Origin of the sequence: Sphingomonas parva (ex Maeng et al. 2020), from assembly GCF_004564275.1 — a bacterium.
Taxonomy (GTDB): domain Bacteria; phylum Pseudomonadota; class Alphaproteobacteria; order Sphingomonadales; family Sphingomonadaceae; genus Allosphingosinicella; species Allosphingosinicella parva.
On record NZ_SPDV01000005.1, the window covers coordinates 21,203 to 42,118 of the forward strand.

The 20,916-nt window shown below is 68.2% G+C and carries 24 protein-coding genes; 18 read left to right on the top strand and 6 right to left on the bottom strand.

Annotated features, from left to right (window positions below):
- From E2493_RS03745 to E2493_RS03775, 7 genes are read left to right on the top strand one after another with little or no spacing between them, the layout of a single operon-like run.
- Positions 1–1,020, top strand: coding sequence for a protein-glutamate methylesterase/protein-glutamine glutaminase (locus E2493_RS03745; protein ID WP_135083870.1), 1,020 nt, complete (start codon positions 1–3; stop codon positions 1,018–1,020).
- A 12-nt stretch (positions 1,021–1,032) separates the two neighbouring features.
- Positions 1,033–1,422: a response regulator gene (locus E2493_RS03750; protein WP_191992959.1), complete on the top strand. Its 390-nt coding sequence runs from the start codon at positions 1,033–1,035 to the stop codon at positions 1,420–1,422.
- 4 nt (positions 1,423–1,426) lie between these two features.
- Entirely contained in the window at positions 1,427–1,948 is a 522-nt protein-coding gene (locus E2493_RS03755) for a chemotaxis protein CheD (RefSeq protein ID WP_135083875.1), read from the top strand.
- Between the two features lie 32 nt (positions 1,949–1,980).
- Positions 1,981–2,277 (top strand): hypothetical protein, encoded by a 297-nt coding sequence (locus E2493_RS03760; protein WP_135083877.1) that lies wholly within the window; start codon positions 1,981–1,983, stop codon positions 2,275–2,277.
- An 8-nt stretch (positions 2,278–2,285) separates the two neighbouring features.
- The gene (locus tag E2493_RS03765; RefSeq protein ID WP_135083879.1) at positions 2,286–3,131 is read left to right on the top strand and encodes a flagellar motor protein MotB; all 846 of its coding nucleotides are present in this window, start codon (positions 2,286–2,288) and stop codon (positions 3,129–3,131) included.
- Positions 3,132–3,140: 9 nt separating this feature from the next.
- Positions 3,141–3,569, top strand: coding sequence for a hypothetical protein (locus E2493_RS03770; RefSeq protein ID WP_135083881.1), 429 nt, complete (start codon positions 3,141–3,143; stop codon positions 3,567–3,569).
- Entirely contained in the window at positions 3,569–4,189 is a 621-nt protein-coding gene (locus E2493_RS03775; protein WP_135083883.1) for a PilZ domain-containing protein, read from the top strand. Before E2493_RS03770 ends, E2493_RS03775 begins: the two co-directional genes overlap by 1 nt.
- 101 nt (positions 4,190–4,290) lie before the next feature.
- Here E2493_RS03775 and fliP read toward each other — a convergent pair whose 3' ends face one another.
- From fliP to E2493_RS03790, 3 genes are read right to left on the bottom strand one after another with little or no spacing between them, the layout of a single operon-like run.
- On the bottom strand, positions 4,291–5,025 hold the full coding sequence (gene fliP, locus E2493_RS03780; RefSeq protein ID WP_135083885.1) for a flagellar type III secretion system pore protein FliP: 735 nt from the start codon (positions 5,023–5,025) through the stop codon (positions 4,291–4,293).
- Positions 5,026–5,041: 16 nt separating this feature from the next.
- A complete protein-coding gene (locus tag E2493_RS03785) occupies positions 5,042–5,713 on the bottom strand; it encodes a flagellar biosynthetic protein FliO (RefSeq protein WP_135083887.1) in 672 nt (223 codons plus the stop codon).
- A gap of 1 nt (position 5,714) precedes the next feature.
- Positions 5,715–5,951, bottom strand: a complete 237-nt coding sequence (locus E2493_RS03790; protein WP_135083889.1) for a FliM/FliN family flagellar motor switch protein — start codon at positions 5,949–5,951, stop codon at positions 5,715–5,717.
- A 165-nt stretch (positions 5,952–6,116) separates the two neighbouring features.
- Between E2493_RS03790 and flgC the strand changes: the two genes are divergently transcribed.
- The 7 genes from flgC to E2493_RS03825 all read left to right on the top strand — a co-directional run bounded on the left by flgC (position 6,117) and on the right by E2493_RS03825 (position 13,069).
- Positions 6,117–6,524 carry a flagellar basal body rod protein FlgC gene (gene flgC, locus E2493_RS03795; RefSeq protein WP_135083891.1) on the top strand — a complete coding sequence of 136 codons (408 nt, stop codon included), beginning with the start codon at positions 6,117–6,119 and terminating at the stop codon, positions 6,522–6,524.
- A 12-nt stretch (positions 6,525–6,536) separates the two neighbouring features.
- On the top strand, positions 6,537–6,869 hold the full coding sequence (locus E2493_RS03800) for a flagellar hook-basal body complex protein FliE (RefSeq protein WP_135083893.1): 333 nt from the start codon (positions 6,537–6,539) through the stop codon (positions 6,867–6,869).
- A gap of 3 nt (positions 6,870–6,872) precedes the next feature.
- A complete protein-coding gene (locus tag E2493_RS03805) occupies positions 6,873–7,136 on the top strand; it encodes a flagellar biosynthetic protein FliQ (RefSeq protein ID WP_135083895.1) in 264 nt (87 codons plus the stop codon).
- A gap of 4 nt (positions 7,137–7,140) precedes the next feature.
- The gene (gene fliR, locus E2493_RS03810; protein WP_135083897.1) at positions 7,141–7,893 is read left to right on the top strand and encodes a flagellar biosynthetic protein FliR; all 753 of its coding nucleotides are present in this window, start codon (positions 7,141–7,143) and stop codon (positions 7,891–7,893) included.
- A gap of 3 nt (positions 7,894–7,896) precedes the next feature.
- Positions 7,897–8,967: a flagellar biosynthesis protein FlhB gene (flhB, locus tag E2493_RS03815; protein WP_135083899.1), complete on the top strand. Its 1,071-nt coding sequence runs from the start codon at positions 7,897–7,899 to the stop codon at positions 8,965–8,967.
- 274 nt (positions 8,968–9,241) lie between these two features.
- Positions 9,242–11,080, top strand: coding sequence for a methyl-accepting chemotaxis protein (locus tag E2493_RS03820; protein ID WP_135083901.1), 1,839 nt, complete (start codon positions 9,242–9,244; stop codon positions 11,078–11,080).
- Between the two features lie 150 nt (positions 11,081–11,230).
- Positions 11,231–13,069, top strand: a complete 1,839-nt coding sequence (locus E2493_RS03825) for a methyl-accepting chemotaxis protein (protein ID WP_135083903.1) — start codon at positions 11,231–11,233, stop codon at positions 13,067–13,069.
- A gap of 633 nt (positions 13,070–13,702) precedes the next feature.
- Here E2493_RS03825 and E2493_RS03830 read toward each other — a convergent pair.
- Entirely contained in the window at positions 13,703–14,887 is a 1,185-nt protein-coding gene (locus E2493_RS03830) for a carbohydrate porin (protein ID WP_225421129.1), read from the bottom strand.
- A 382-nt stretch (positions 14,888–15,269) separates the two neighbouring features.
- Between E2493_RS03830 and E2493_RS03835 the strand changes: the two genes are divergently transcribed.
- A complete protein-coding gene (locus E2493_RS03835) occupies positions 15,270–17,135 on the top strand; it encodes a methyl-accepting chemotaxis protein (RefSeq protein ID WP_135083905.1) in 1,866 nt (621 codons plus the stop codon).
- Positions 17,136–17,284: 149 nt separating this feature from the next.
- On the opposite strand, the gene E2493_RS03840 is transcribed toward E2493_RS03835, so the two are convergent.
- Positions 17,285–17,677: a flagellar assembly protein FliX gene (locus tag E2493_RS03840; protein WP_167737371.1), complete on the bottom strand. Its 393-nt coding sequence runs from the start codon at positions 17,675–17,677 to the stop codon at positions 17,285–17,287.
- 82 nt (positions 17,678–17,759) lie between these two features.
- On the opposite strand from E2493_RS03840, the gene E2493_RS03845 reads away from it, so the two are divergent.
- The 3 genes from E2493_RS03845 to E2493_RS03855 are packed head-to-tail and all read left to right on the top strand — an operon-like array spanning position 17,760 to position 19,573.
- A complete protein-coding gene (locus tag E2493_RS03845) occupies positions 17,760–18,854 on the top strand; it encodes a flagellar basal body P-ring protein FlgI (RefSeq protein ID WP_135083909.1) in 1,095 nt (364 codons plus the stop codon).
- A gap of 10 nt (positions 18,855–18,864) precedes the next feature.
- Entirely contained in the window at positions 18,865–19,167 is a 303-nt protein-coding gene (locus tag E2493_RS03850) for a rod-binding protein (RefSeq protein ID WP_135083911.1), read from the top strand.
- The gene (locus tag E2493_RS03855) at positions 19,157–19,573 is read left to right on the top strand and encodes a flagellar biosynthesis protein FlgN (RefSeq protein ID WP_135083913.1); all 417 of its coding nucleotides are present in this window, start codon (positions 19,157–19,159) and stop codon (positions 19,571–19,573) included. The genes E2493_RS03850 and E2493_RS03855 overlap by 11 nt, the downstream gene beginning before the upstream one ends.
- Positions 19,574–19,608: 35 nt before the next feature.
- Here E2493_RS03855 and E2493_RS03860 read toward each other — a convergent pair whose 3' ends face one another.
- Positions 19,609–20,907 carry a PepSY-associated TM helix domain-containing protein gene (locus E2493_RS03860; protein WP_135083915.1) on the bottom strand — a complete coding sequence of 433 codons (1,299 nt, stop codon included), beginning with the start codon at positions 20,905–20,907 and terminating at the stop codon, positions 19,609–19,611.
- Positions 20,908–20,916 lie beyond the last annotated feature (9 nt).

Here is a 20,916-nt window from a genome sequence, read left to right on the forward strand (position 1 = left end):
ATGGCGATCCGCGTGCTCATCGTCGACGACAGCCCGTCGATGCGGGCGGCGCTCGACCGGATCATCAGCCGCGATCCCGACATCGAGGTGATCGGGCATGCGCCCGAGCCCCACGCTGCGCGCCAGATGATCAAGGAGCTGAACCCAGACGTCATCACTCTCGACATCGAGATGCCCGGCATGGACGGGCTCTCGTTCCTCGAGAAGATCATGCGCCTCCGGCCAATGCCGGTGGTGATGTGTTCGACGCTCACCGCCCGCGGCGCCGACGCCACGATCGAAGCGCTTCGTCTCGGCGCCGTCGACTGCATCCAGAAGCCGAGCGGCAACGCGCAGGAGATGGCGCAGAATGCCGAGCTGCTCTGCTCGACGATCAAGACCGCGGCGCGCTCGACCGTGCGTCCGCTCACCGCGCCGCCGGCGCGTGCGGCCGCGACGGGGGCCAGCTTCCAGCGCGACATGGTCGTTGCGATCGGCTCCTCGACCGGCGGGGTCGAAGCGCTGTTCACCGTGATCGCCGCGCTCCCGGTCGATGCCCCCCCGGTGCTCGTCGTCCAGCACATGCCGGCGGCGTTCACCGGCGGCTTCGCCGCAAGGCTGAACCGCGAGTGCCAAATTAACGTGGTCGAGGCGCGCGACGGCATGCCGGTGGAGCGTGGGACCGTCTATATTGCTCCTGGGGGCGAGAGCCACATGGAGGTGATCGGAGCGTCGGAGCGCAGGATAAGGCTCCGCCGGTCCGATCCGGTCGCCGGGCATCGCCCGTCGGTGGACGTGCTGTTCCATTCCGTCGCCAAACTGGGGCCGGCGGCAGTGGGAGTCATCCTCACCGGGATGGGAAGCGACGGCGCTGCCGGTCTGCTCGCGATGCGCCACGCAGGCGCCCGCACGCTGGGCCAGAACGAAGCGACTTGCGTCGTCTACGGAATGCCGAGGGCCGCCTTCGAGAAAGGCGCCGTCGAGCGCGAATTGAGTCTGTCAGCCATGCCCGAGGCGATCCTCGCGGCCTGTCGAAAGTAAGGTTGGAGTAAAATGCCAGCAGCGTCAGCAATTAAGGTTATGGTGGTCGACGATCAGGCCAGCATGCGCGCGATGATCCGGCGGGCATTGCAGGATCTCGGATTCAAGGATGTCCGCGACAAGGCAGGGCCGGTCGAGGCGCTCGCCGCGGTGCGCAGCGACCGCGTCCACCTGATCATCTCGGATTACAACATGCCGGACATGGACGGTCTCCAGTTCCTGGAGCAGGTCCGCCAGGATCCGGTCATCGGCAAGACGGTCTTCATCATGCTGACCGGCTCGGCCGACAAGGAGATCGTCCAGAAGGCGGCCGCCCTCGGCGTCAACAATTACGTGGTCAAGCCGTTCGCCCCCGCCGCGCTCAAGGAGAAGATCGAGCGCGTCTTCGGCGAGCTCACCTGACGTCATGAAACGCTTTCCCATCGTGCAGGGCGAATACAAGGTGATCGCCGAGCCGGATGTGATGATCACGACCCTGCTCGGCTCGTGCATCGCCGTCTGCCTGCAGGATCGTGTCGCCCGCGTGGGCGGCATGAATCACTTCCTGCTTGCGGAACCGTCCGGCGACCGCGTCCTCAGCGACGCGGACATGCAATGCTACGGCGTCCACGCGATGGAATTGCTGATCAACGAGATGATGAAGAAGGGCGCGATCCGCTCCCGCATGACGGCGCAGCTTTATGGCGGTGCCAACGTGGTGAGCGGGCTCGGAACGATCGGCCACAGCAACGCGGCGTTCGCGCAGCGCTTCCTCGAAGTCGAAGGAATTTCGGTGCGCCATTCCGACGTCGGCGGGCGCCGCGCCCGCAAGGTGGAGTTCCTGCCCTGGGAGGGAAAGGCGCGCTGCACCTTCGTCCAGGACAGTGTTCCGACCGTCCCCGTGAAGATCCCCGCCGCCGAGGTTGGCGGGGAACTCGAACTGTTTTGATGCGCCAGGCCGCCTTGCCTGAGGAGCTCGTGATGAAGGTTGAAGACATTGAGCACCTGCGGATCCTGAAGGCCGCTCTGGCCGAGGAAATCCGCGACGTGCGCAGGCTGATCGAGCAGATCGCCGAAGTGATCGTCTCCGACGAGGATTTCGCGCTCGCCAATGTCGATCAGCTGCAGGCGTTCGACCTCGCGATCCAGCGCGCCGACGAGAGCGCCGACATGCTCGAGCGCCTGTCGAGCGGCTCCTCGCCGCACTCCGCGGTCGACGCGGTGCGGCTGTCCTGCGTCCAGGATCGCCTGCGCGCGGCCCTCAAGTCCGCGGCCTGAGACGCGCCATGGCCAGCCGCCGCAACGAGCCCACGATCGTCATCCGCAAGGTGAAGAAGAAGGGCGGAGAAGGACACCACGGTGGTGCGTGGAAGGTCGCTTATGCCGACTTCGTGACGGCGATGATGGCCTTCTTCATGCTGCTCTGGCTGATCTCCACGCCCGACAAGGAAAAGCTGAAGGGTCTGGCCGAATATTTCACGCCGGAGGAACCGCATGCCACCGGGTCGACCGGCGAGGCGGCGGGACTCGGCGGGCGCGCCAGCCGCGCCCAGGCCGATTCTCCCGAGACCGCCGGCCAGCCGACGCCGCAGCCGGCGACGTCCGGCACGGCGCGCGGCGGAACGTCGGACGTGCCGGATTCGTCGATGCGGGTCGTCGCCGCCGAGATGCGCATCGCGCTCGAGGCGATTCCGCAGAGCCGCGAGCTGATGGAAAACCTGAAGATGCAGGCCAGCCGCGAAGGCCTGCGCATCAATCTCACCGACACCGCCCAGCGGCCCATGTTCAGGGGCGGCACCGCCGTGCTCAACGATTATGCGCGCAACATGCTGACCAGCATCGCCCGCAAGCTGGTGAAATCCGGATCGCGCATCGCGATCGAAGGCCATACCGACGCGGTCGGCGGCCAGAGCGACGCCAATTGGCGCCTGTCCGGCGATCGGGCCCAGGCGGCCCGCGCGGCGATGATCGCCGCCGGTCTGACCCCCGACCGCTTCTCCGAAGTCGTCGCGCTCGCCGGCTCTCAGCCGATCTACGCGGATCAACCCGACCGGCCGGAGAACCGACGGATCACGATCGTCGTCCTCGCCGAAGCGCCGGCCCTGCCGCGCGACGTCAACTTCCAATTCTAGGATCCGGCGATGCGCAAGTTCCTCCTCCTGCTCTCGGTCTCGATCATTGGTCTCGGCGTCGGCGGCGGCGCCGCCTGGGGCACCTCGATGCTGCTCGGGCCGCCCGCGCCGGCCGAACCTTCCGGCGAGGCCGCCTTTGTTCCGGCCGGGAAGGTGCTCGCCCCGCTCGTCTTCGCAGACGGGCGGCTGTCCGGTTACGTCTCGTTCAACCTCGAGCTCGAGGTGGAGGCGGACAGCGCCGAGATGGTGCAGACGCGCCTGCCGTTGCTGCTCAACGCGATCAACATGCGCACCTACAAGACACCGATGGCAGCCGGACCGGACGGCATGCTGGCGGATCTCGGCGTGTTCCGGAAAGTGGTGATGGACGCTGCCGAGGAGTCGCTCGGCAAGGGTGTCATCCGCCGCGCGGCCATCACCCAGGCGACGCCGGTCTGATGCTGAACCTGACGCCCCCCGCGGATGAGCCGTCGGACGACCGGCGCCAGCACGCCCGTCGCGAGGCGCGGGTCGCCACGGTCATGCTGGTCGCTCGCCTGATCAGCGCCCGGGGCGACCAGCTCTGCCGCGTCCGCAACCTTTCGACGAACGGCCTGAAGGTGAACACCCCCTTCCCGCTCGTCGTCGGCGAGGAGATCCGGATCGAGCTGCGCAACGGCCGCAGCGTCGAAGGAACCATCGTCTGGTCCTCCCCGCCGTTCGCCGGCATGCAGTTCCACAAACTGGAGAATGTCGAGGACCTGCTGTCGACGACGCCGATCGGCGGCGAGGCGCAGGTCGCGCGGCTTCCGCGGGTCCAGGTAAACCAGCCGGTGCTGGTCCATGCCGGCACCCGCATGCTCGGCGCCTCGATGATCGATCTCTCGCAGGGCGGCGCCAAGCTGCGCGTCCGCTCCTCCGTGGAGCCCGGATCGATGGTGTCGCTCAGCGTCACCGGTCTCGGATCGCTGAAGGCGGTGGTCCGCTGGAGCCGGGACGAGGAGATCGGCGTCGCCTTTCACGAGACGATCCCGTTCGACACGCTCTCGCAGTGGCTGACCTCGCGCGAGAGCCAGTGATCCGGCCCGCCTCGCCGCGGCCGACACGCTTCTCACGACGCAGAAAAGCCGGAGCGGCGGGACCGCTCCGGCTTTTCCCGGACTGCGCTTTGGAAGGGGGCTCAGCCCCCGCCGGCGAAGCTCTTGACCAGCGATCCGGCGACGAGCGCCCAGCCGTCGACGAGGACGAAGAAGATGATTTTCATCGGCAACGAAATGCTGGTCGGCGGAAGCATCATCATGCCCATCGCCATCAGCACGGCCGCGACCGCGAGGTCGATGATCAGGAACGGGAGCAGGAGCATGAAGCCGATCTCGAAGGCGCGGCGCAGCTCGGAGATCATGAACGCCGGCATCAGGGTGGTGAGCGGGAGATCGGCCCGCTTCGCCACCGGCTTTCCGGAGAGATCGATGAACAGCTGCACGTCGTCGTCGCGAACGTGCTTCAGCATGAACTGCTTGAACGGCGCCGACGTCCGCTCGAACGCCTGGGTCTCGTTGATCCGCCCCTCGTTATAGGGCGTGACGCCGTTCTTCCAGGCCACCTCCATGGTCGGCGCCATGACGAAGAAGGACAGGAACAGCGCGAGGCTGATGATCACCGGGTTCGGGGGCACGCCGGGCGCGCCGAGGCCGGTGCGCAGCAGCGAGAGCGCCACCACGATCCGGGTGAAGGAGGTGACCGTCATCAGAATGCCGGGCGCGAGGCTCAGCACGGTCAGCATCAGCACGAGCTGGATGGCGCGGCCGGAGACGCTTCCGCCCTCCCCCAGGCTCACCGTCGCCGATTGCGCATAGAGCGCGGCAGGAGCGGCCAGCGCGGCGGCGAACGCCGCCACTCTCAGGAACTTTCGCATGGATCTGGTCTCGGGTTCAGGCGGCCTGGGCCGCAGGCGTGCGGACGGCGGCGGAGATGGGTTCGACGACGGTGCGGCCGTCGGGTGCGGTGACCTTGAGGCGCACGGCGGGACGCTTCGGTTTCGCCGGCGGCGGCGGCGCCACGGCCTCGGCTGCAGCGGGCCGCGCCGCCTTGGCAAGCCTGGTCTGGGCTTTCGCGCCGACCTTCTCGACCAGGGTGGCGAAGCTCGGCTGCGGCTTCGGTGCGCGGGTGACGCCCAGCGCTTCGTCCACCGGCGAAGCGGCCTCGCGGCGCTTGGCGAGGGCCTCCCTGGCCTTCCGACCCGCGGTGCCGACGAGATCGACGAGCGTCGCGAAATCCTGCTGAACCTTCGCCGCCGGCGCGTCGGCCGTGACGGCCTCGCCCTCGCCTTCCTGCGCTTGGTATACGATGCCGGTCTCGATCACCGTCTGGCCCTCGGGAGCGATCATGATCAGATGCTCGCGGTCGTCGCGGCGGATCAGGACGACGGCGCGCTTGCCGTCGATGCCGACCTTCTCGACCAGCGCCAGGCGCCTGGCGGTCCGCGGCCCGGCCTGGCCGGGCAGCACGATGTTGTAGCGGCGGACCGCCCAGAGCGCGCCGACGAGCAGGCCAAGGACAGTGCCGAGCGCCGCGATCGTCCGGAGGAAGGAAAGCAGATCCATCTCAGCGGGCCTTCTTCTTCACGACCTCGGTGATCTCGAGCGACATCTGGTCGCCGTCGACGATCACCTTGCCTTTGGCGACGAGCTGGTTGTTCACGTAGACGCGGGTGGGATCCTCGTGGCTCTGGCCGAGCGGGATCATCGCGCCGCGGCTCATCTTCAGGATCTGGCGGATGGGCAGCTTGGCCGATCCCAGCACGAACTCGAGCTCGACCTTGATACCCTCGACAGCGGACATGGCGTCATTCTCCTTTGCCCATATTGTAGGAGAGGAGTCGCGGCCCTTCCGGTCCAGGTAGGAAAAATTTGCCTATCTGATTTTTCGCGGATCCGACGTCGCTAGGAAAATCTTGCCTATAAGGTGATGGGAGGCCGCCAAGCGCCTCCCCGCCAGGAGACGTCAATGGATTTGAAGAACAGCGTCGAGGTCTCGGCTTCCGGCTTGCGCGCCCAGTCGCTGCGCATGCGGGTGATCGCCGAGAACCTTGCCAATGCCGACAGCGTCGCGACCACCCCGGGCGGCCAGCCCTATCGCCGCAAGGTCGCCAGCTTCGAGTCCGAGGTCGATCGCGCTACCGGCGCCGAGGGCGTCCGCGTCCGCGGCATCGAGGCCGATCAGAGCGCCTTCCAGCGCGTCTACCAGCCGGGCAATCCGGCCGCCGACGCCGCCGGTTACGTGCTCAAGCCCAACGTCAACAGCCTGGTCGAGAGTGCGGACATGAAGGCCGCGCAGCGCGCCTACGAAGCCAATCTCAGCGCGATCGAGGCCGCCAAGGGCCTGACGATGCGCACCATCGATCTTCTGAAATAAGGAACAAGCATCATGTCCATCGGAGCGCTTGACGCGACCTCGGCCTATGGCCGTGTCCTCAGCGGCGGCAAGGCCGCCGGCACCGGCCTCGGCGGCCTCGGCGGCAGTGAAGAGGCGGGCGCGAGCGCCGGCGGCTTCGGCAGCATGGTCGAGACCATGATCACCGATGCCGCGGGCTCGATGCGTGCGGCGGAAACCGCCAGCGCCAAGCAGGTTGCCGGCAAGGGCGATCTGATCGACGTCGTCACCGCGATCGGTGCGGCCGAGATGGCGCTCGACACCGTAGTCGCCGTCCGCGATCGCGTGGTCGGCGCCTACACCGACATCATGCGCATGCAGATTTGACCGATGAACGCGCTCGATGCCATGGAGCTCGGCAAGGCGGCACTGATCCTGGTGCTGACCGTCTCCGGCCCTATGCTGATCGCGTCCCTGATCGTCGGCGTCGCGATCGGTCTCTTCCAGGCCCTCACCCAGGTCCAGGAAGCGACCCTGACCTTCGTGCCGAAGCTGCTCGTCACCGGGCTGGTCATGCTGGCGTCGATGCCGATGATCGGCCAGGCGCTTTCCAACTTCATGGCCGTCCTTTCGGCGCGGATCATCTCCGGCTGAGCCGATGCAGAATTTCCCGGCCGAAGCGACGGCCTTCCTCATCCTGTTCGCCCGCGTCGGCGCGGTGCTGATGCTGCTTCCCGTCTTCTCGGAAGAAGCGGTGCCGCCGCGGGTGCGGCTGCTGATCGCCTTCGGCCTCTCGGCCGGCATGTGGCCGATCATCGCGCCCAAGGTTTCGGCCGCGGCGCAACTCGATGCCGCCCTTCCCGCGATCATCGTCGCCGAGGTGATGGTCGGTCTCGCGATGGGCCTGATGGTCAAGATCATGTTCAGCGCCGCGACGATGGCGGGCTCGATCGTCAGCCTTCAGGTCGGCCTGTCCTCGGTGCTGGTCGCCGATCCGGCGATGGGCGGCATGTCGCCGCTCCTCTCGCGCTTCGTCGCCGTCGCCGCGGCGGTCGTCTGCATGAGCCTTAACGTCCATCACATGTGGATCGGCTCGATCGTGCAGTCCTACGGCACCTTCCCGGTCGGCGGCCTGCCGCCGGCCGAGGATTTCGCCCGCCTGGCGGTGCAGGTCACGACCGACGCGACGCGCCTTGCGCTCAGCCTCGCCGCACCGCTGATCGTCTACGGCATCCTGTTCAACGTCGCTTTGGGCCTCGCCGCCCGCGTCGCGCCGTCGATCCAGATCTTCTTCATCGCCCAGCCGCTGAACCTGCTGCTCGGCGTGGCGCTGTTCGCGACGGTGCTCGGCGTCGTCCTCTCGACGTTCGCCGAAACCATGGCGTCCTTCATGCGCGCGGCCTGGGGCTGATCGATGGCCGACGACGCCGACAAGGATCAAAGAACACACGATCCGACCCAGAAGAAGCTGGACGACGCCCGCGCGCGCGGCGACGTCGCGATGGCGCCGGAGATGCGCCACGCGGCGATGGTCCTCGGCGGGGTCGCGATCCTCGGCGGGCTCGGCGCCACCGGCCTCTCGGCCGTGATGACGATGTGCAAGCGCATGTGGGGCGGCGCCGACGACCTGCGCCTCGAGCCCGAAGGCGCGCAGAACCTCTTCTCCGGCCTGTTGATCGATTTCGGCTGGGCCGTCGGCCCGGTCTTCGCGCTGCTGGTCGCGGCAGCGCTGCTCGGCGGGCTGACGCAGGGCCGTCCGACGATCGCCTGGTCGCGCATCTCCTTCAAATGGTCCAAGCTCAATCCGGCCGCGGGGCTCGGCCGCATGTTCGGCGTTCATGCCCTCGTCGAGTTCGCCAAGTCGCTCGCCAAGCTCGGCGCCGTCGGGATCGTCGCCTGGGTGATCCTGTGGCCCAAGGCGGTCGCGCTCGACCAGCTGGTCGGATCCGGCCCGGAGCGGATCGTCTCGACCGCGGCGGAGCTCAGCTTCGCGCTGGTGAAGACGATCGCCTTCCTGGTCGCGGTCATCGCCCTGTTCGACTTCGTCTGGCAGCGCCGCTCGTTCCTGCAGCGCATGCGCATGACGTTCCAGGAAGTGAAGGACGAGCACAAGCAGAGCGAGGGCGATCCGAAGATCAAGGGCAAGATCCGCCAGATCGCGCTGCAGCGTTCACGCCGCCGGATGATGGCGGCCGTTCCCACCGCGAGCGTGATCGTCACCAACCCGACCCATTATGCCGTCGCGCTGAAATACGATCATGGCGACATGGCTGCTCCCGTGGTGGTGGCGAAGGGGGTCGACGCGATCGCGCTCAAGATCCGTGCGATCGCCACCGAGGCGAAGGTGCCGATCGTCGAGAACGTGCCGCTTGCCCGCGCCCTCTACGCCTCGGTCGAGATCGACCACCCGATCCCGGCCGAGCATTATGCGGCGGTCGCGGAGATCATCAGCTTCGTGATGCGGCTGGCGCGCCGCGCGCGCTGAGCGCGCCCGATCCTTCCGCCAGGAGCTGGCTGCGCAGAGCCAAGCGCTGCCCAGGATCGCCGCCGAGCAATACCGTACCGATTACGGTACCCACTGAAATTACGGGATATTTACTGCCTGCCGACGGAATGGATCCCGTCGCGCTCCTATAAGGCTCCAGTACCGTCTTAATGTGCAGTCCCGAGTGGGGTCGGCGATTTCACATGCTTCTCGGGGTGGGCCTCAGGAGACGCCGGTTGTTGTCCGAAATCGATGAGAACAGGAAAACGTTCGCATGACCCTTCGCCAGAAACTGATCGCATGCCTGACTGGTCTCGCCGCCGCGATCGTCGCGATCTGCGGCATCGCCTTCTATTCCGTGCAGTCCGCCGACGCGAGCTTCGACGACATGATCGCCGCGCGGGTCCTGCCCCTCGACCAGCTCAAGGTCACCCAGGACGCGTACAGTCTCGGCGTCGTCGAGGTCGGGCACAAGGTCCGCAACGAGGACATCAGCTTCGCCGAGGGCATCCGCACGGTCCACGAGAGCCGGATCCGCGGCAAGGCGGCGTTCAAGGAGTATCTCCAGAGCCGCATGGACGGTGAGGAGGCGGTCGTCGCCAAGGAAGCCGAGGCCGCCCTCGCCAATGCGAAGAAGGACCTCGACACGTTCGAGGCGATCCTCGAGCGGGGCAGCATGGACGAGCTGAACGGCTGGGAATCGGAGACGGCCGCCGCGGTCACCCCGATCACCTCGGCGATCGGCAAGCTCACCCAGATCAACATCGACAATGCCCAGAAGGAGGCGAGCGCCGCCAAGGAATTCGCCGGCACGCTGCTCTGGCTGATGCTCGCCCTCGCGGTTGCCGCCTTCGGCGCGATCGCCGTCTCCTTCTTCGTCGTCGCCCGCAAGGTCGCGGCGCCGATCAAGTCGCTCGGCGAGACGATCCACGGCCTCGCGAAGAATCCGGATGCGACCGTGCCCAACACCGAGCAGAAGGACGAGATCGGCGACATCTCCCGCGCGGTCGACGCCTTCCGCACCTCGGTGGTCGAGAAGGAGCGCGTCCGTGCCGCCGAGGCGGCTGCGGTGCAGGAGCGCGTCACCACCGCACTGGCCGACGGGCTGTCGGCGCTGGCCGGCGGTGACCTCACCTATCATCTCGATGTCGCCTTCCCGCCCGAGTTCGAGAAGCTGAAGACCGACTTCAACGCCGCCGTCCGCGAACTGCAGGGCGCGATGGAGACGATCGCCCGCTCGACCGCCAACATCCACGGCGGCTCGGGGGAGATCAGCCAGGCGTCCGACGATCTGTCGCGCCGCACGGAGCAGCAGGCCGCTTCTCTGGAAGAGACTGCCGCGGCGATGACGCAGATCACGACGACGGTGCAGAACAGCGCGGTCGGCGCGAACGAGGCCAACAGGCTCGTGCTCGCCACCCAGGCCGATGCGCAGGAGAGCAGCAAGGTCGTGGCCGACGCGGTCGAGGCGATGGCCGAGATCGAGAAGTCGAGCCAGGAGATCACCAAGATCATCGAGGTGATCGACAAGATCGCGTTCCAGACGAACCTGCTGGCGCTCAACGCCTCGGTCGAGGCGGCGCATGCGGGCGAGGCGGGACGTGCCTTCGCGGTCGTCGCCAACGAGGTCCGGGCGCTCGCCCAGCGGTCCGCCGACGCGGCGCAGGAGATCGGCACTTTGATCTCCAACTCCTCGAAGCAGGTCGAGGGCGGCGTCGCCCTGGTCGGCGAGGCGGGCAAGGCGCTCGGGCGGATCATCGGCTCGGTCGACGAGGTCAGCGGCCTGGTGTCGCAGATCGCGATGGCCGCCGACCAGCAGTCGGCTGCGCTCGCCCAGGTCAACACCGCCATCACCGAGATGGACAAGGTGACCCAGCAGAACGCCGCGATGGTCGAGGAAAGCACCGCCGCCGCACGCAGCCTCTCGGACGAGGCGAACGGCCTCGCCCGACTGGTCGGACGCTTCGACACCGGCAAGGCCGATGATCGTATCGTTCAGATCCCGGCCCCGCGCGCGGCCGCCGCGCCGGCTCCGGCGCGCCGCAAGCCGCGCACCGTCGGCAACACCGCCCTCAAGGCGGAGACGGCGTCGGACGACTGGAACGAGTTCTAAGCCCGACAGGGCAGGAACCGGAAGGCCGGCGGCAGCGATGCCGCCGGCCTTTTTCGTCACCCCGTAATGGCCGCAGCGAGCGCTCTGCAGCGCAGGGTGAATTAACCGATCCTATAATGAAACCGACTGACCTCTAGCCTGGAAGATCCCGTGAAAGTTCAGAACCTTGCCGTCTCGCGAAAGCTGATGCTCGGCTTCGCCGCCGTGATCCTGACGTCGTTGATTTGCAACTTCTTCGTCTACTCGAGCGCGACGGCGATCTCCGACGCGAGCACCTCCAACATCCGCGCCAACAAGCTGAAGATCATGGCTCAGGAGGCGATGACCGCGGCGGCGCATGAGCAGGGTGCACTGCAGGGCCTGGTGGCGACCGGCGACGAAGCCTATGCCGCCGAATATCGCGAGAAGCGCCAGCTTCTGGAGGAGCGAGTCCGCACCTTCCAGTCCACCACGACGGTCGACTCCCAGAAGGAGCGTGCCGGCAAGCTGCTGGAGGCGAGCGAGGCGTTCGGCGCGCGCGCCGATCGTCTGGTGGCGCTCGCCACCAATCCGGCGACCCGAGGCCAGGCCGCCGCCGAGGTCCGCAAGCTGGCGGATACCGCGGAGATCGAGTCGCTCGGCGACGAGCTGCTCGAAGCCTCGCAAGGCCGCATCGACATTCGCACCGCGGAGCAGGAAGACGCCTATCGCATGACGATCATCATGCTGATCGTCGGCACGATCGGATCCGTGGCGATCGCCGCCCTCGCCAATGTCGCCCTCGCCAGGATGATCACCAGCCCGATCGCCAGCATGATCGAGGTGATGAAGCGGCTTGCCGGCGGCGACACCAGCGTCGCGGTGCCCTCCACCGACCGCGGCGACGAGATCGGGGCGATGGCCAAGGCCGTGCAGGTCTTCCGCGAAGGCGCGATCACGCAGCAAAGGTCGGCCGCGGAAAAGGCCGAGGCCGACGCCGCCCAGCAGCAGGTCGTCGCCGATCTGGGCCAGGCGCTCGGCCGGCTTGCGGAAGGCGACCTCACCGTCAGCCTCGCCGATTTCCCTGGCGACTATCGCAAGCTCGAGCAGGACTTCAACGCCGCGGTGAGTGAGCTGCGCGACGCGCTGGAGACGATCGCGCGCTCGACCGCCAACATCCACGGCGGCTCGGGCGAGATCAGCCAGGCGTCCGACGATCTGTCGCGCCGGACCGAGCAGCAGGCGGCGAGCCTCGAGGAAACCGCTGCGGCGATGACACAGATCACGACGACGGTGCAGAACAGCGCCGTCGGTGCGAACGAGGCGAACAAGCTGGTCCAGGCGACCCAGGCCGACGCCCAGGCGAGCAGCAAGACCGTCTCCGACGCGGTCGCCGCGATGGCCGATATCGAGAAGAGCTCGCAGGAGATCACCAAGATCATCAAGGTGATCGACAAGATCGCGTTCCAGACGAACCTGCTGGCGCTGAACGCCTCGGTCGAGGCGGCGCAGGCCGGCGAGGCGGGCCGTGCCTTCGCCGTCGTCGCCAACGAGGTCCGTGCGCTCGCCCAGCGTTCCGCCGACGCGGCGCAGGAGATCGGCGCGCTGATCTCCAACTCGTCGAAGCAGGTGGACGGCGGCGTGGCGCTGGTCGGCGAGGCCGGCAAGGCGCTCGGCCGGATCATCGGCTCGGTCGACGAGATCAGCGGCCTGGTGTCGCAGATCGCGTTGGCGGCCGACCAGCAGTCGGCTGCGCTCGCCCAGGTCAACACCGCCATCACCGAGATGGACAAGGTGACGCAGCAGAATGCGGCGATGGTCGAGGAGAGCAACGCCGCCGCCCGCAGCCTGACCGACGAGGCGACCGGCCTCGCCCGGCTGGTCGGACGGTTCAACACCGGCGCCCCCGCCGGGGTCCCGACCGCCGGCGCGCGGCCGAAGCGCCAGCCGGCGCCGCGGGCGCGGGGCAACAACGCTCTCGCTCTCCAGTCCAGCCTCGCCGCAGCGGTGGACGACTGGAACGAATTCTGACGCCGAGATCCTCGGCTTCAGCAAGGCCGGCGGCAGCGATGCCGCCGGCCTTTTTCGTGGCCGCGGCATCAGCCAGGCCGCGGCCGGACGCCGATCCTGGCGCCTCGGCGGCGCCCCGCCGGAGCCTCATTGTAGATACGGTGCAAAGATATGGTGGAATGGCGCGGCTGGACCGCGATGTTTCCCGCGATTGCTGCATCCACCTGGCCGCTCGGCAATTGCGTTTGCGATAGCATCCGCCCCCGCCACTTCTGCTGCAGCGCACCACCGTAAATCGACCGTTGTTTACGGTCGGACCGACCATTTTCTTGTGCAGCGCAGCAACGCGCCCGACCGGTCGGCTTGGGTCGAACGGCCTCGCCGGCCGGCCGCTCCGGGTTGTTGCTGACGCCTGGCCTGGAAAGAACGGCATCTGCCGCGATGGCGCAGGCCCCGGGATTGCCGGAGTTGAGAACATATCATGAACATCACTGGATGTCAATCCGCACCTGGGGACGGTGTCGGTAGCACAGGACATGTCCGGGTTTCGTTCAAAACGATCCGTCCGTGGGCCGCGCAAGACCCAAAGGCCAAGGCCGTCGGCATCGCTGCCGACGGCCTTGCCGTGTACCTGCAGGTGGATATCCTGCCGGTTCAGCTACCCGGCACGGTCACGGTGAACCGCGCGCCGACGATCACCGCATCCCGAATGCTCGGATCGGCCGACGGATTGAGGATGTACTGCACGTCGGGCTGCACCGTCAGATAGGGGCTCAGCGGATGCGAGTAGGTCAGCTCGAAGCCGGTTTCGGCATGGCCCCACGGCGTCCCCGCGTCGCGGCCGTTGAGCCGGTACTTGCGCGACAGATAGGCCTGGTTGACGCCGAAGGAGAGCTGGGTGCCCTCGCGGCCGGCGAAGACGCCGTCGACCAGGATTCCGGCCTGCCAACCGGCGCGGTACGGCGTGGTGTCTCCGTCCGACAGGCCGAGGCGGACGAAGCCATTGACCTGCCGTCCCGCCTCCCCGCTTCCGGCGAGCCGCTTCTCGGCGAGCAGATAGACGCCCTGCGCGACGTCGCGGCGCGGATCGCCGGCGGCATCCACCAGCCGGATGTCGGGCTGGCGCTCCGTATAGCGCCAATAGCCGAGCGCGAGCTTGCCGTCCGCCGCGATCCCCGCCTCGGCGATGGCGAGCGCGCCGTCGCGCATCTTCAGGTCCACGCCGCCGCGATCTCCGAGCACGCCGGCCTTGGCGTTGAACAGCGCCGCCTTCACGTAGCTGTTCTCCGACGGGCTGACGCGCAGCCGCGCCGCGAGCGCCGTGGAGGGGAAGATCGAGGGGCCGTTCGGGCCGGTCGAGGCAAGCTCGGAGCCGATGCCGAAGGCCGGCGCGATCAGCAGCCCGGCCGCGTCGTTCTGGTAGAAATCGGCGTTGAGATCGGCCATTCCGACGAGCAGCGCGGCGCGGTCCCCGGCGAAGCTCTGCTCCAGCCAGATCTCGTACACCTTGGTGCGGTCGGGCGCCGCCTCGATATTGTCGATGCCCTGCATCGTACCGGCAAGGTTGTTCGGATCACCGCCGTGGACGCTCAGCAGATGGAGCTTCGCATGCGCGCCGGTCCAGCCGAAGCGGGCGAGATCGGCTTCCGCCGTCAGCTCGCCATTGCCGAGCAGGCGGGCACCACGATCGAGACCGCCGCTGACCACGGCGACCGCATCGCCCTTGTACAGGCCTTCGATCTGGATCCACCCCGACGCCTCTTCGGCCTCCTGTGCGCACAGCGGCGCGGCGAATGCCAGAGCCGCGGCGGCCCCGGTCACGCGTACAAAATTGCTCACCCACTATCCCCGTCTCTGCGGTGCGCGTGCGCACCTCCCCGCCGCACCCGATCGGAGCGGCCTCGTCGGTTTATAGAGGCGGCCGCGGCAGCAAGTCGTTGCGGCGGAAACTAAATGCATTTCAAACAAAACCCGACGCTCTACAAGCATAAGTAGTTGTACTTACGTAAATGTTTTCGAAGCATGAGAGCGCCCCTGTTCAGCGAAAAACCATCGCCATGCTGCATCCCCGCCGTTGTTTCGTCCTAGAAACAGGGTGAAGCAGTGGATCGCGTCTCGTGGCGCGCGGCGTGGCGATGGGCGCCCGCCGCGCGAAGGAGCGATCCGGTGCCGATCCTGCGGGACTCGCCCGCGGATCCGTCCAGGCCGGAGGCAGGAAGAGATGACGTTTCTTCAGAACTACAAGATTTCGACCAAGGTGCTTGCCTTGCTCGCCATGCTCGGGGCGCTGTGCCTCGGCATCGCGGTCTATTCGAACTCCGTGCTTCATCAGACCGATGACAGATACACGGATCTGGTCCACAAGCGCATGGGCAGCACGGTCAAGCTGGTGCGCTTTCACCGGCTGACCACCGACATTTCCGCGTCGGGCTTCCGCGCCGTCACCTTCGCCGGCGACACCGCGCGCCTGCAGGCCAACCGTTCCGACGAGGCGGAGGACTTCGCCAGCGCCCGCAAGATCGTCGCCGAGGTTCGCGAGCTCCGACCGGAACTCGCCGAGCGGCTGGACGAGATGACCGACGATCTCGTGCAGATCGACGGCGCCGCCCGGAATGCGATGACCAGCGTCGATCGTGGCGACATCGCAGGAGCGACTGGCATCCTGCGCGCGAACAAGGATCTGCTCGCCGAGCTGGAGGACGACCTCATCAAGATCAACGCCGAGGCCGTTGCCGAAGCCGACAAGCAGTCGGCGGAGCTTGCGGCGGGCGTCAATTCGACCGCCTGGGTCAATCTGGTCGTGTCGATCCTCGGCATCATCGGCGCTCTGGCGATCGGCTGGCTGGTCAGCCGCTTCGGCATCACCGGCCCGATCGCCCGACTGCAGGAGACGATGGTCAGCCTCGCCGGCGGAAACAACCGCGTCGAGGTGGATGGCGTCGCCCGCAAGGACGAGATCGGCGGAATGGCCAAGGCCGTGCTCGTCTTCCGTGACGCCGCCGTGGCGCAGGAGGAGGCGGCGGCCGAGAAGGCGCGTGCCGATGCCGCGCAGCAGCGGGTGGTCGCCGACCTCGGCCAGGCGCTCGGCCAGCTCTCGCAAGGCGACCTGACCGTCAGCCTGCACGATTTCCCGGGCGATTACCGGAAGCTCGAGGAGGATTTCAACGCGGCCGTCGACGAGCTCCGCGGCGCCATGGAGACGATCGCCCGCTCGACCGCCAACATCCACGGCGGCTCGGGCGAGATCAGCCAGGCGTCCGACGATCTCTCGCGCCGGACCGAGCAGCAGGCCGCCTCGCTCGAGGAGACCGCTGCCGCGATGACGCAGATCACGACGACCGTGCAGAACAGCGCGGTCGGCGCGAACGAGGCGAACAAGCTGGTCCAGGCGACGCAGGCCGACGCCCAGGCGAGCAGCAAGACCGTGTCCGATGCCGTCCGGGCGATGGCCGAGATCGAGACGTCGAGCCAGGAGATCACCAAGATCATCGAGGTGATCGACAAGATCGCGTTCCAGACCAACCTGCTGGCCCTCAACGCCTCGGTCGAGGCGGCGCATGCCGGCGAGGCGGGCCGCGCCTTCGCGGTCGTCGCCAACGAGGTCCGGGCGCTTGCCCAGCGTTCCGCCGACGCGGCGCAGGAGATCGGCCAGCTGATCTCCAACTCGTCCAAGCAGGTCGAGGGCGGCGTCGCCCTGGTCGGCGAGGCCGGCAAGGCGCTCGAGCGGATCATCGGCTCGGTCGACGAGATCAGCGGCCTGGTGTCGCAGATCGCGATGGCCGCCGACCAGCAGAGCTCGGCTCTGTCGCAGGTCAACACCGCCATCACCGAGATGGACAAGGTGACCCAGCAGAATGCGGCGATGGTCGAGCAGAGCAACGCCGCCGCCCGCAGCCTGACCGACGAGGCGACCGGCCTCGCCCGACTGGTCGGCCGGTTCGACACCGGCTCGACGGCGGCCGCGGCCGCCGCGCCGGCGCCGGCCCGACCGGCGAAGGCTGCGGCCCGACCGGCCGTCCGCGGCAACACCGCCCTCGCCCTCCAGTCGAACCTCGCCAGTGCGGTGGACGACTGGAACGAGTTCTAAGCCCGCTTTCCGGGGAGGAAGGGAAGGCCGGCGGCAGCAATGCCGCCGGCCTTTTCCGTTGCAGCGGCGGCGCTCACGATCGGCCGCCGCTTCGCGGCCGACCGCCCTCGGTCACGTCCTTCAATTCAGCAGCCAGGTAAGGAGGCGGCTCAGCGGTCGCGTTCGAATTTGGCGATCTCGATCAGGGCGCGCAGCTCGATCTGGGTCTGCAGCCGCGCAAGATCGGGATCCGACGGCGGCTCGGCCTTGCCCGCCCATTCGGCCACCGCCTGCGCCTTCTCCTGACGATCCTCCGGATCGGCCGCCTGATCGAGGGCCTCGAGGGCGTCGAGCCCGGCGGTCGCGGCCGCGGCCATCTGGCGGCGGCGCTCGGCTTCCTCGTCGACCGCGGCGATCGCGAGCAGCATGTCGACCGAGGTCAGCGGCTGGAGCGCGCCGGTCGCGCGCGAGCCTTCGTCGCTCGGCACGGAGAAGCGTGCCCGCGTCGCCTTGGCCGGACGCAGGTCCTTCGGGCGGATCGGTGGCAGGCCGGTGATGCGCACGATATTTCCTTTCGATCGGGGCGAGCCCTTATCCTCATCCTATAAGGAGAAGAGCCACTCATCGCCATTGACGAAGAGAATAATGCGCAAAGCCTTGCTCGCTGCCTCCCTGATCGCCGCTTTCGCGGCCGCCGCACCGGCCTCGGCCGGGCCGCGGGTGAAGGACATCGTCGACGTCGAGAACGTCCGGTCCAACCAGCTCGTCGGCTACGGCCTAGTGGTCGGCCTCGCCGGCACCGGAGACCGCACCCGCAACGCCCCCTTCACCGAGGAATCGCTGAAGGGGATGCTCGGCCGGATGGGCGTCAGCGTCGAAGGCACGCAGATGCGCACCCAGAACGTCGCTGCGGTGATGGTCACCGCCACGCTGCCGCCGTTCGCGCGCAGCGGCAGCCAGGTCGACGTCCAGGTCTCCGCGATGGGCGACGCCTCGAGCCTGCAGGGCGGCACGCTGATCGTGACGCCGCTCAAGGCGCTCGACGGCGAGGTCTATGCCGTCGCCCAGGGTCCGCTCGCCGTCTCCGGCTTCAAGGCGCAGGGCGCCGGCGCCAGCGTCAGCCGCGGCGTCTCCACTTCGGCGCGCATCGCGGGCGGCGGGATCGTCGAGCGCGAGGTGCCGTTCGCGCTGAAATCCGCCCAGACCCTGAAGCTGGCGCTCAAGAACCCCGATTTCACCACCGCCCGCCGGATCGCCGCGGCGATCAACAACGAGGAGCCCGGCAGCGCCGAGGTGCTCGACCCGGCGACCGTGCAGCTGACCCCGCAGGGCGGTTCCGTCGTCGATCTCGTCGGCCGCATCGAGAATCTCGAGGTCGATGCCGACCAGCCGGCCCGCGTCGTCATCAACGAGGCCGCCGGCACGGTGGTGATGAGCGCCGATGTGCGCATCAGCCCGGTGGCGATCGCCCAGGGCGGCCTGACGATCAGCGTCACCGAGACTCCGGTCGCCTCGCAGCCGGCGCCGCTTTCCGAGGGCCAGACGGTGGTGCTGCCGCGCACCTCGATCGACGTCAACGACGGCAACGGCGCCTCGCTCGCCATGGTCGGCGGGGGCTCGTCGCTGAAGTCCCTCGTCGGCGGCCTCAACGCTCTGGGCGTCAGCCCGCGCGACCTGATCACCATCCTCCAGGCCCTGAAGACCGCCGGCGCGCTCCAGGCCGAGATCCAGGTCCAGTAAGGAACACGATATGGCCGACATCCAGCCGATCCCGACGAGCCCGCCCGCCGCGCCCGCGCCGAAGCGCGAGACGCCCGCCCAGGCGACCGCCCGCGAGTTCGAGGCCGTGTTCCTCGGCCAGATGGCGAAATTGATGATGGAGAGCGTCGAGGTCGGCGACGAATTTTCGGGCGGCCACGGCGAGGAGATGTTCCGCGGCGTGCTGGCCGAGACGCTCGGCGCCGAGATGGCGAAGGGCGGCGGCGTCGGCCTCGCGCCCGCCGTTCTCGATCAGATCATCCGCATGCAGGGAGGAGCCGACAATGGTCAGTGAGCTTATCGACCTGGTGAAGTCGCTCTCCGCGCTGATGCGCGAGGAGACCCAGCTTCTCCAGAGCCGCTTCGGCGGCATCCAGGAAATCGCCGGCGCGAAGGCGCGGCTGGTCGCCTGCCTCGACACCAAGTCGGCCGAGCTCGGCCGTCACGATGCCGATTGGCTGGAGAAGCTCGAGGGACCGCAGAAGGACGAGCTGGTCGAGGCGCTGCGCGAGCTGAAGGAAGCCTCCGTGCCCAACGCCGAGGCGCTGTCGCGCCAGATCGATCTCTCGGTGGAGATGCTGGCGGCGGTGACCGCCGAGGCCAAGCGCCTGACCGGTACCCGCCACGCCGTCTATGGCGCCGCCGGCGGCCTCTCGCGGATGGATCTCCCCACCCCGATCTCGCACAACTCGCATTATTGAGCGCCGCCTCCCCCACGGGGGAGGCGCTTTCTCCTTCATCCGCTCCGCCGGCGCAGCGGCGCACCGATCCACTCGACCGCAAAGGCGGCGAGGATGGTGAGGCCGGTCAGCGGATAGAGGATGCCGGCGACGATCATCGCCGCCGCGACCCTGCGCACCGCGCGTGCATCCTCGGCCGCGGGAGGCGCCCGCAACCGGCCGTCGCGCCGCCTTTTCCACCACATCACCGGCGCGCTGACGGCGAGGAGCAGCAGCGCGAGGCATCCGGCCAGCATCACCATCCGGTTCGGCTCGCCATATTGCTGGCCCTGGTGGGTGTAGATTCCCCATTCGATCGCGCGCGCGCCGGCGCCGAAATCGCGCGCGGACACATCCTGCAGCACCTGGCCAGTGGCGGCATCGACGGTGACCACTCGCGCGTCGCCCGAGCGGGTGATCGTCCGGCTCAGCGAATAGGCCGCCCCCGGGGAGCGCGGCAGGTTCAGCGCGTAAGGCGGCGCGAGCCCCCGCGCCGCCACTGCGGCAATCGCGGCGTCCGGGCCGACGTCGCGCATTCCGTGCGACATCGCCTCCGGCGCAGCCTGGAGCGACCAGGGCAGGCTCCGGCGATGCGCCGGATCCTCGTGATGCCCGCTGCCGGCGACGATCTCGGGCGGACGCGGCCGACCGAGGCCCTGCTCGGCCACGAAGGCCTGGAGCCTCGCGCCCCAGAACACCGACCAGGGCAGGCCGGTGACTGCGAGGAACAGGATCACCGCGCCGGCGATCGCCCCGGTCGAGGCGTGCAGATCGCGCCAGAACAGCCGCTGCGCCGGCCGCCCGCGCAGCGCCACCGCGCGTGTCCCGCCACGCGGCCACCACAGGATGAAGCCGGTGAGCACGAGGACGATCGCCCAGCCGGCGACGATCTCGATCAGCGCATTGCCGACGGGGCCAGCGATCACGAGGCTGTGGAGGTTGCGGACGGTCTGCATCAGGCCGCCCTCCGAGATAGTGCCCAGCACGCGCCCGATCGACGGATCGACGAAGGCGGTCCGCCGGGCGCCGCCCGGCATCTCCAGCGTCATGCGCCAGCTTTCGCGGCTCTCCGCGGGGCGCAGGACCTGGACGACGCTGCCGCCGCTCGCCCTCTGCACGCGCTCTACCATCTCGGCGAAAGCGAGCGGCCGCGCCGGCGCGTCGAGCACGATCCAGTCGCGATAGAGGGCGTGCTCGATCTCCGGCTTGAAGAGATAGAGGCCGCCGGTGACGGCGAGCCAGGCGAGCACCGGAAGCACGACCAGCCCGGCGTAGAAGTGCCAGCGCCAGATCGCCCGATAGAAGGATGTCGTCATCACGCCCCC

Excerpts from the sequence above, each read along its gene's own strand:
- E2493_RS03745 (WP_135083870.1), top strand. The coding sequence starts at position 1 with ATGGCGATCCGCGTGCTCATCGTCGACGACAGCCCGTCGATGCGGGCG.
- E2493_RS03750 (WP_191992959.1), top strand. The coding sequence starts at position 1,033 with ATGCCAGCAGCGTCAGCAATTAAGGTTATGGTGGTCGACGATCAGGCC.
- E2493_RS03755 (WP_135083875.1), top strand. The coding sequence starts at position 1,427 with ATGAAACGCTTTCCCATCGTGCAGGGCGAATACAAGGTGATCGCCGAG.
- E2493_RS03760 (WP_135083877.1), top strand. The coding sequence starts at position 1,981 with ATGAAGGTTGAAGACATTGAGCACCTGCGGATCCTGAAGGCCGCTCTG.
- E2493_RS03765 (WP_135083879.1), top strand. The coding sequence starts at position 2,286 with ATGGCCAGCCGCCGCAACGAGCCCACGATCGTCATCCGCAAGGTGAAG.
- E2493_RS03770 (WP_135083881.1), top strand. The coding sequence starts at position 3,141 with ATGCGCAAGTTCCTCCTCCTGCTCTCGGTCTCGATCATTGGTCTCGGC.
- E2493_RS03775 (WP_135083883.1), top strand. The coding sequence starts at position 3,569 with ATGCTGAACCTGACGCCCCCCGCGGATGAGCCGTCGGACGACCGGCGC.
- fliP (WP_135083885.1), bottom strand. The coding sequence starts at position 5,025 with ATGCGAAAGTTCCTGAGAGTGGCGGCGTTCGCCGCCGCGCTGGCCGCT.
- E2493_RS03785 (WP_135083887.1), bottom strand. The coding sequence starts at position 5,713 with ATGGATCTGCTTTCCTTCCTCCGGACGATCGCGGCGCTCGGCACTGTC.
- E2493_RS03790 (WP_135083889.1), bottom strand. The coding sequence starts at position 5,951 with ATGTCCGCTGTCGAGGGTATCAAGGTCGAGCTCGAGTTCGTGCTGGGA.
- flgC (WP_135083891.1), top strand. The coding sequence starts at position 6,117 with ATGGATTTGAAGAACAGCGTCGAGGTCTCGGCTTCCGGCTTGCGCGCC.
- E2493_RS03800 (WP_135083893.1), top strand. The coding sequence starts at position 6,537 with ATGTCCATCGGAGCGCTTGACGCGACCTCGGCCTATGGCCGTGTCCTC.
- E2493_RS03805 (WP_135083895.1), top strand. The coding sequence starts at position 6,873 with ATGAACGCGCTCGATGCCATGGAGCTCGGCAAGGCGGCACTGATCCTG.
- fliR (WP_135083897.1), top strand. The coding sequence starts at position 7,141 with ATGCAGAATTTCCCGGCCGAAGCGACGGCCTTCCTCATCCTGTTCGCC.
- flhB (WP_135083899.1), top strand. The coding sequence starts at position 7,897 with ATGGCCGACGACGCCGACAAGGATCAAAGAACACACGATCCGACCCAG.
- E2493_RS03820 (WP_135083901.1), top strand. The coding sequence starts at position 9,242 with ATGACCCTTCGCCAGAAACTGATCGCATGCCTGACTGGTCTCGCCGCC.
- E2493_RS03835 (WP_135083905.1), top strand. The coding sequence starts at position 15,270 with ATGACGTTTCTTCAGAACTACAAGATTTCGACCAAGGTGCTTGCCTTG.
- E2493_RS03845 (WP_135083909.1), top strand. The coding sequence starts at position 17,760 with ATGCGCAAAGCCTTGCTCGCTGCCTCCCTGATCGCCGCTTTCGCGGCC.
- E2493_RS03850 (WP_135083911.1), top strand. The coding sequence starts at position 18,865 with ATGGCCGACATCCAGCCGATCCCGACGAGCCCGCCCGCCGCGCCCGCG.
- E2493_RS03855 (WP_135083913.1), top strand. The coding sequence starts at position 19,157 with ATGGTCAGTGAGCTTATCGACCTGGTGAAGTCGCTCTCCGCGCTGATG.
- E2493_RS03860 (WP_135083915.1), bottom strand. The coding sequence starts at position 20,907 with ATGACGACATCCTTCTATCGGGCGATCTGGCGCTGGCACTTCTACGCC.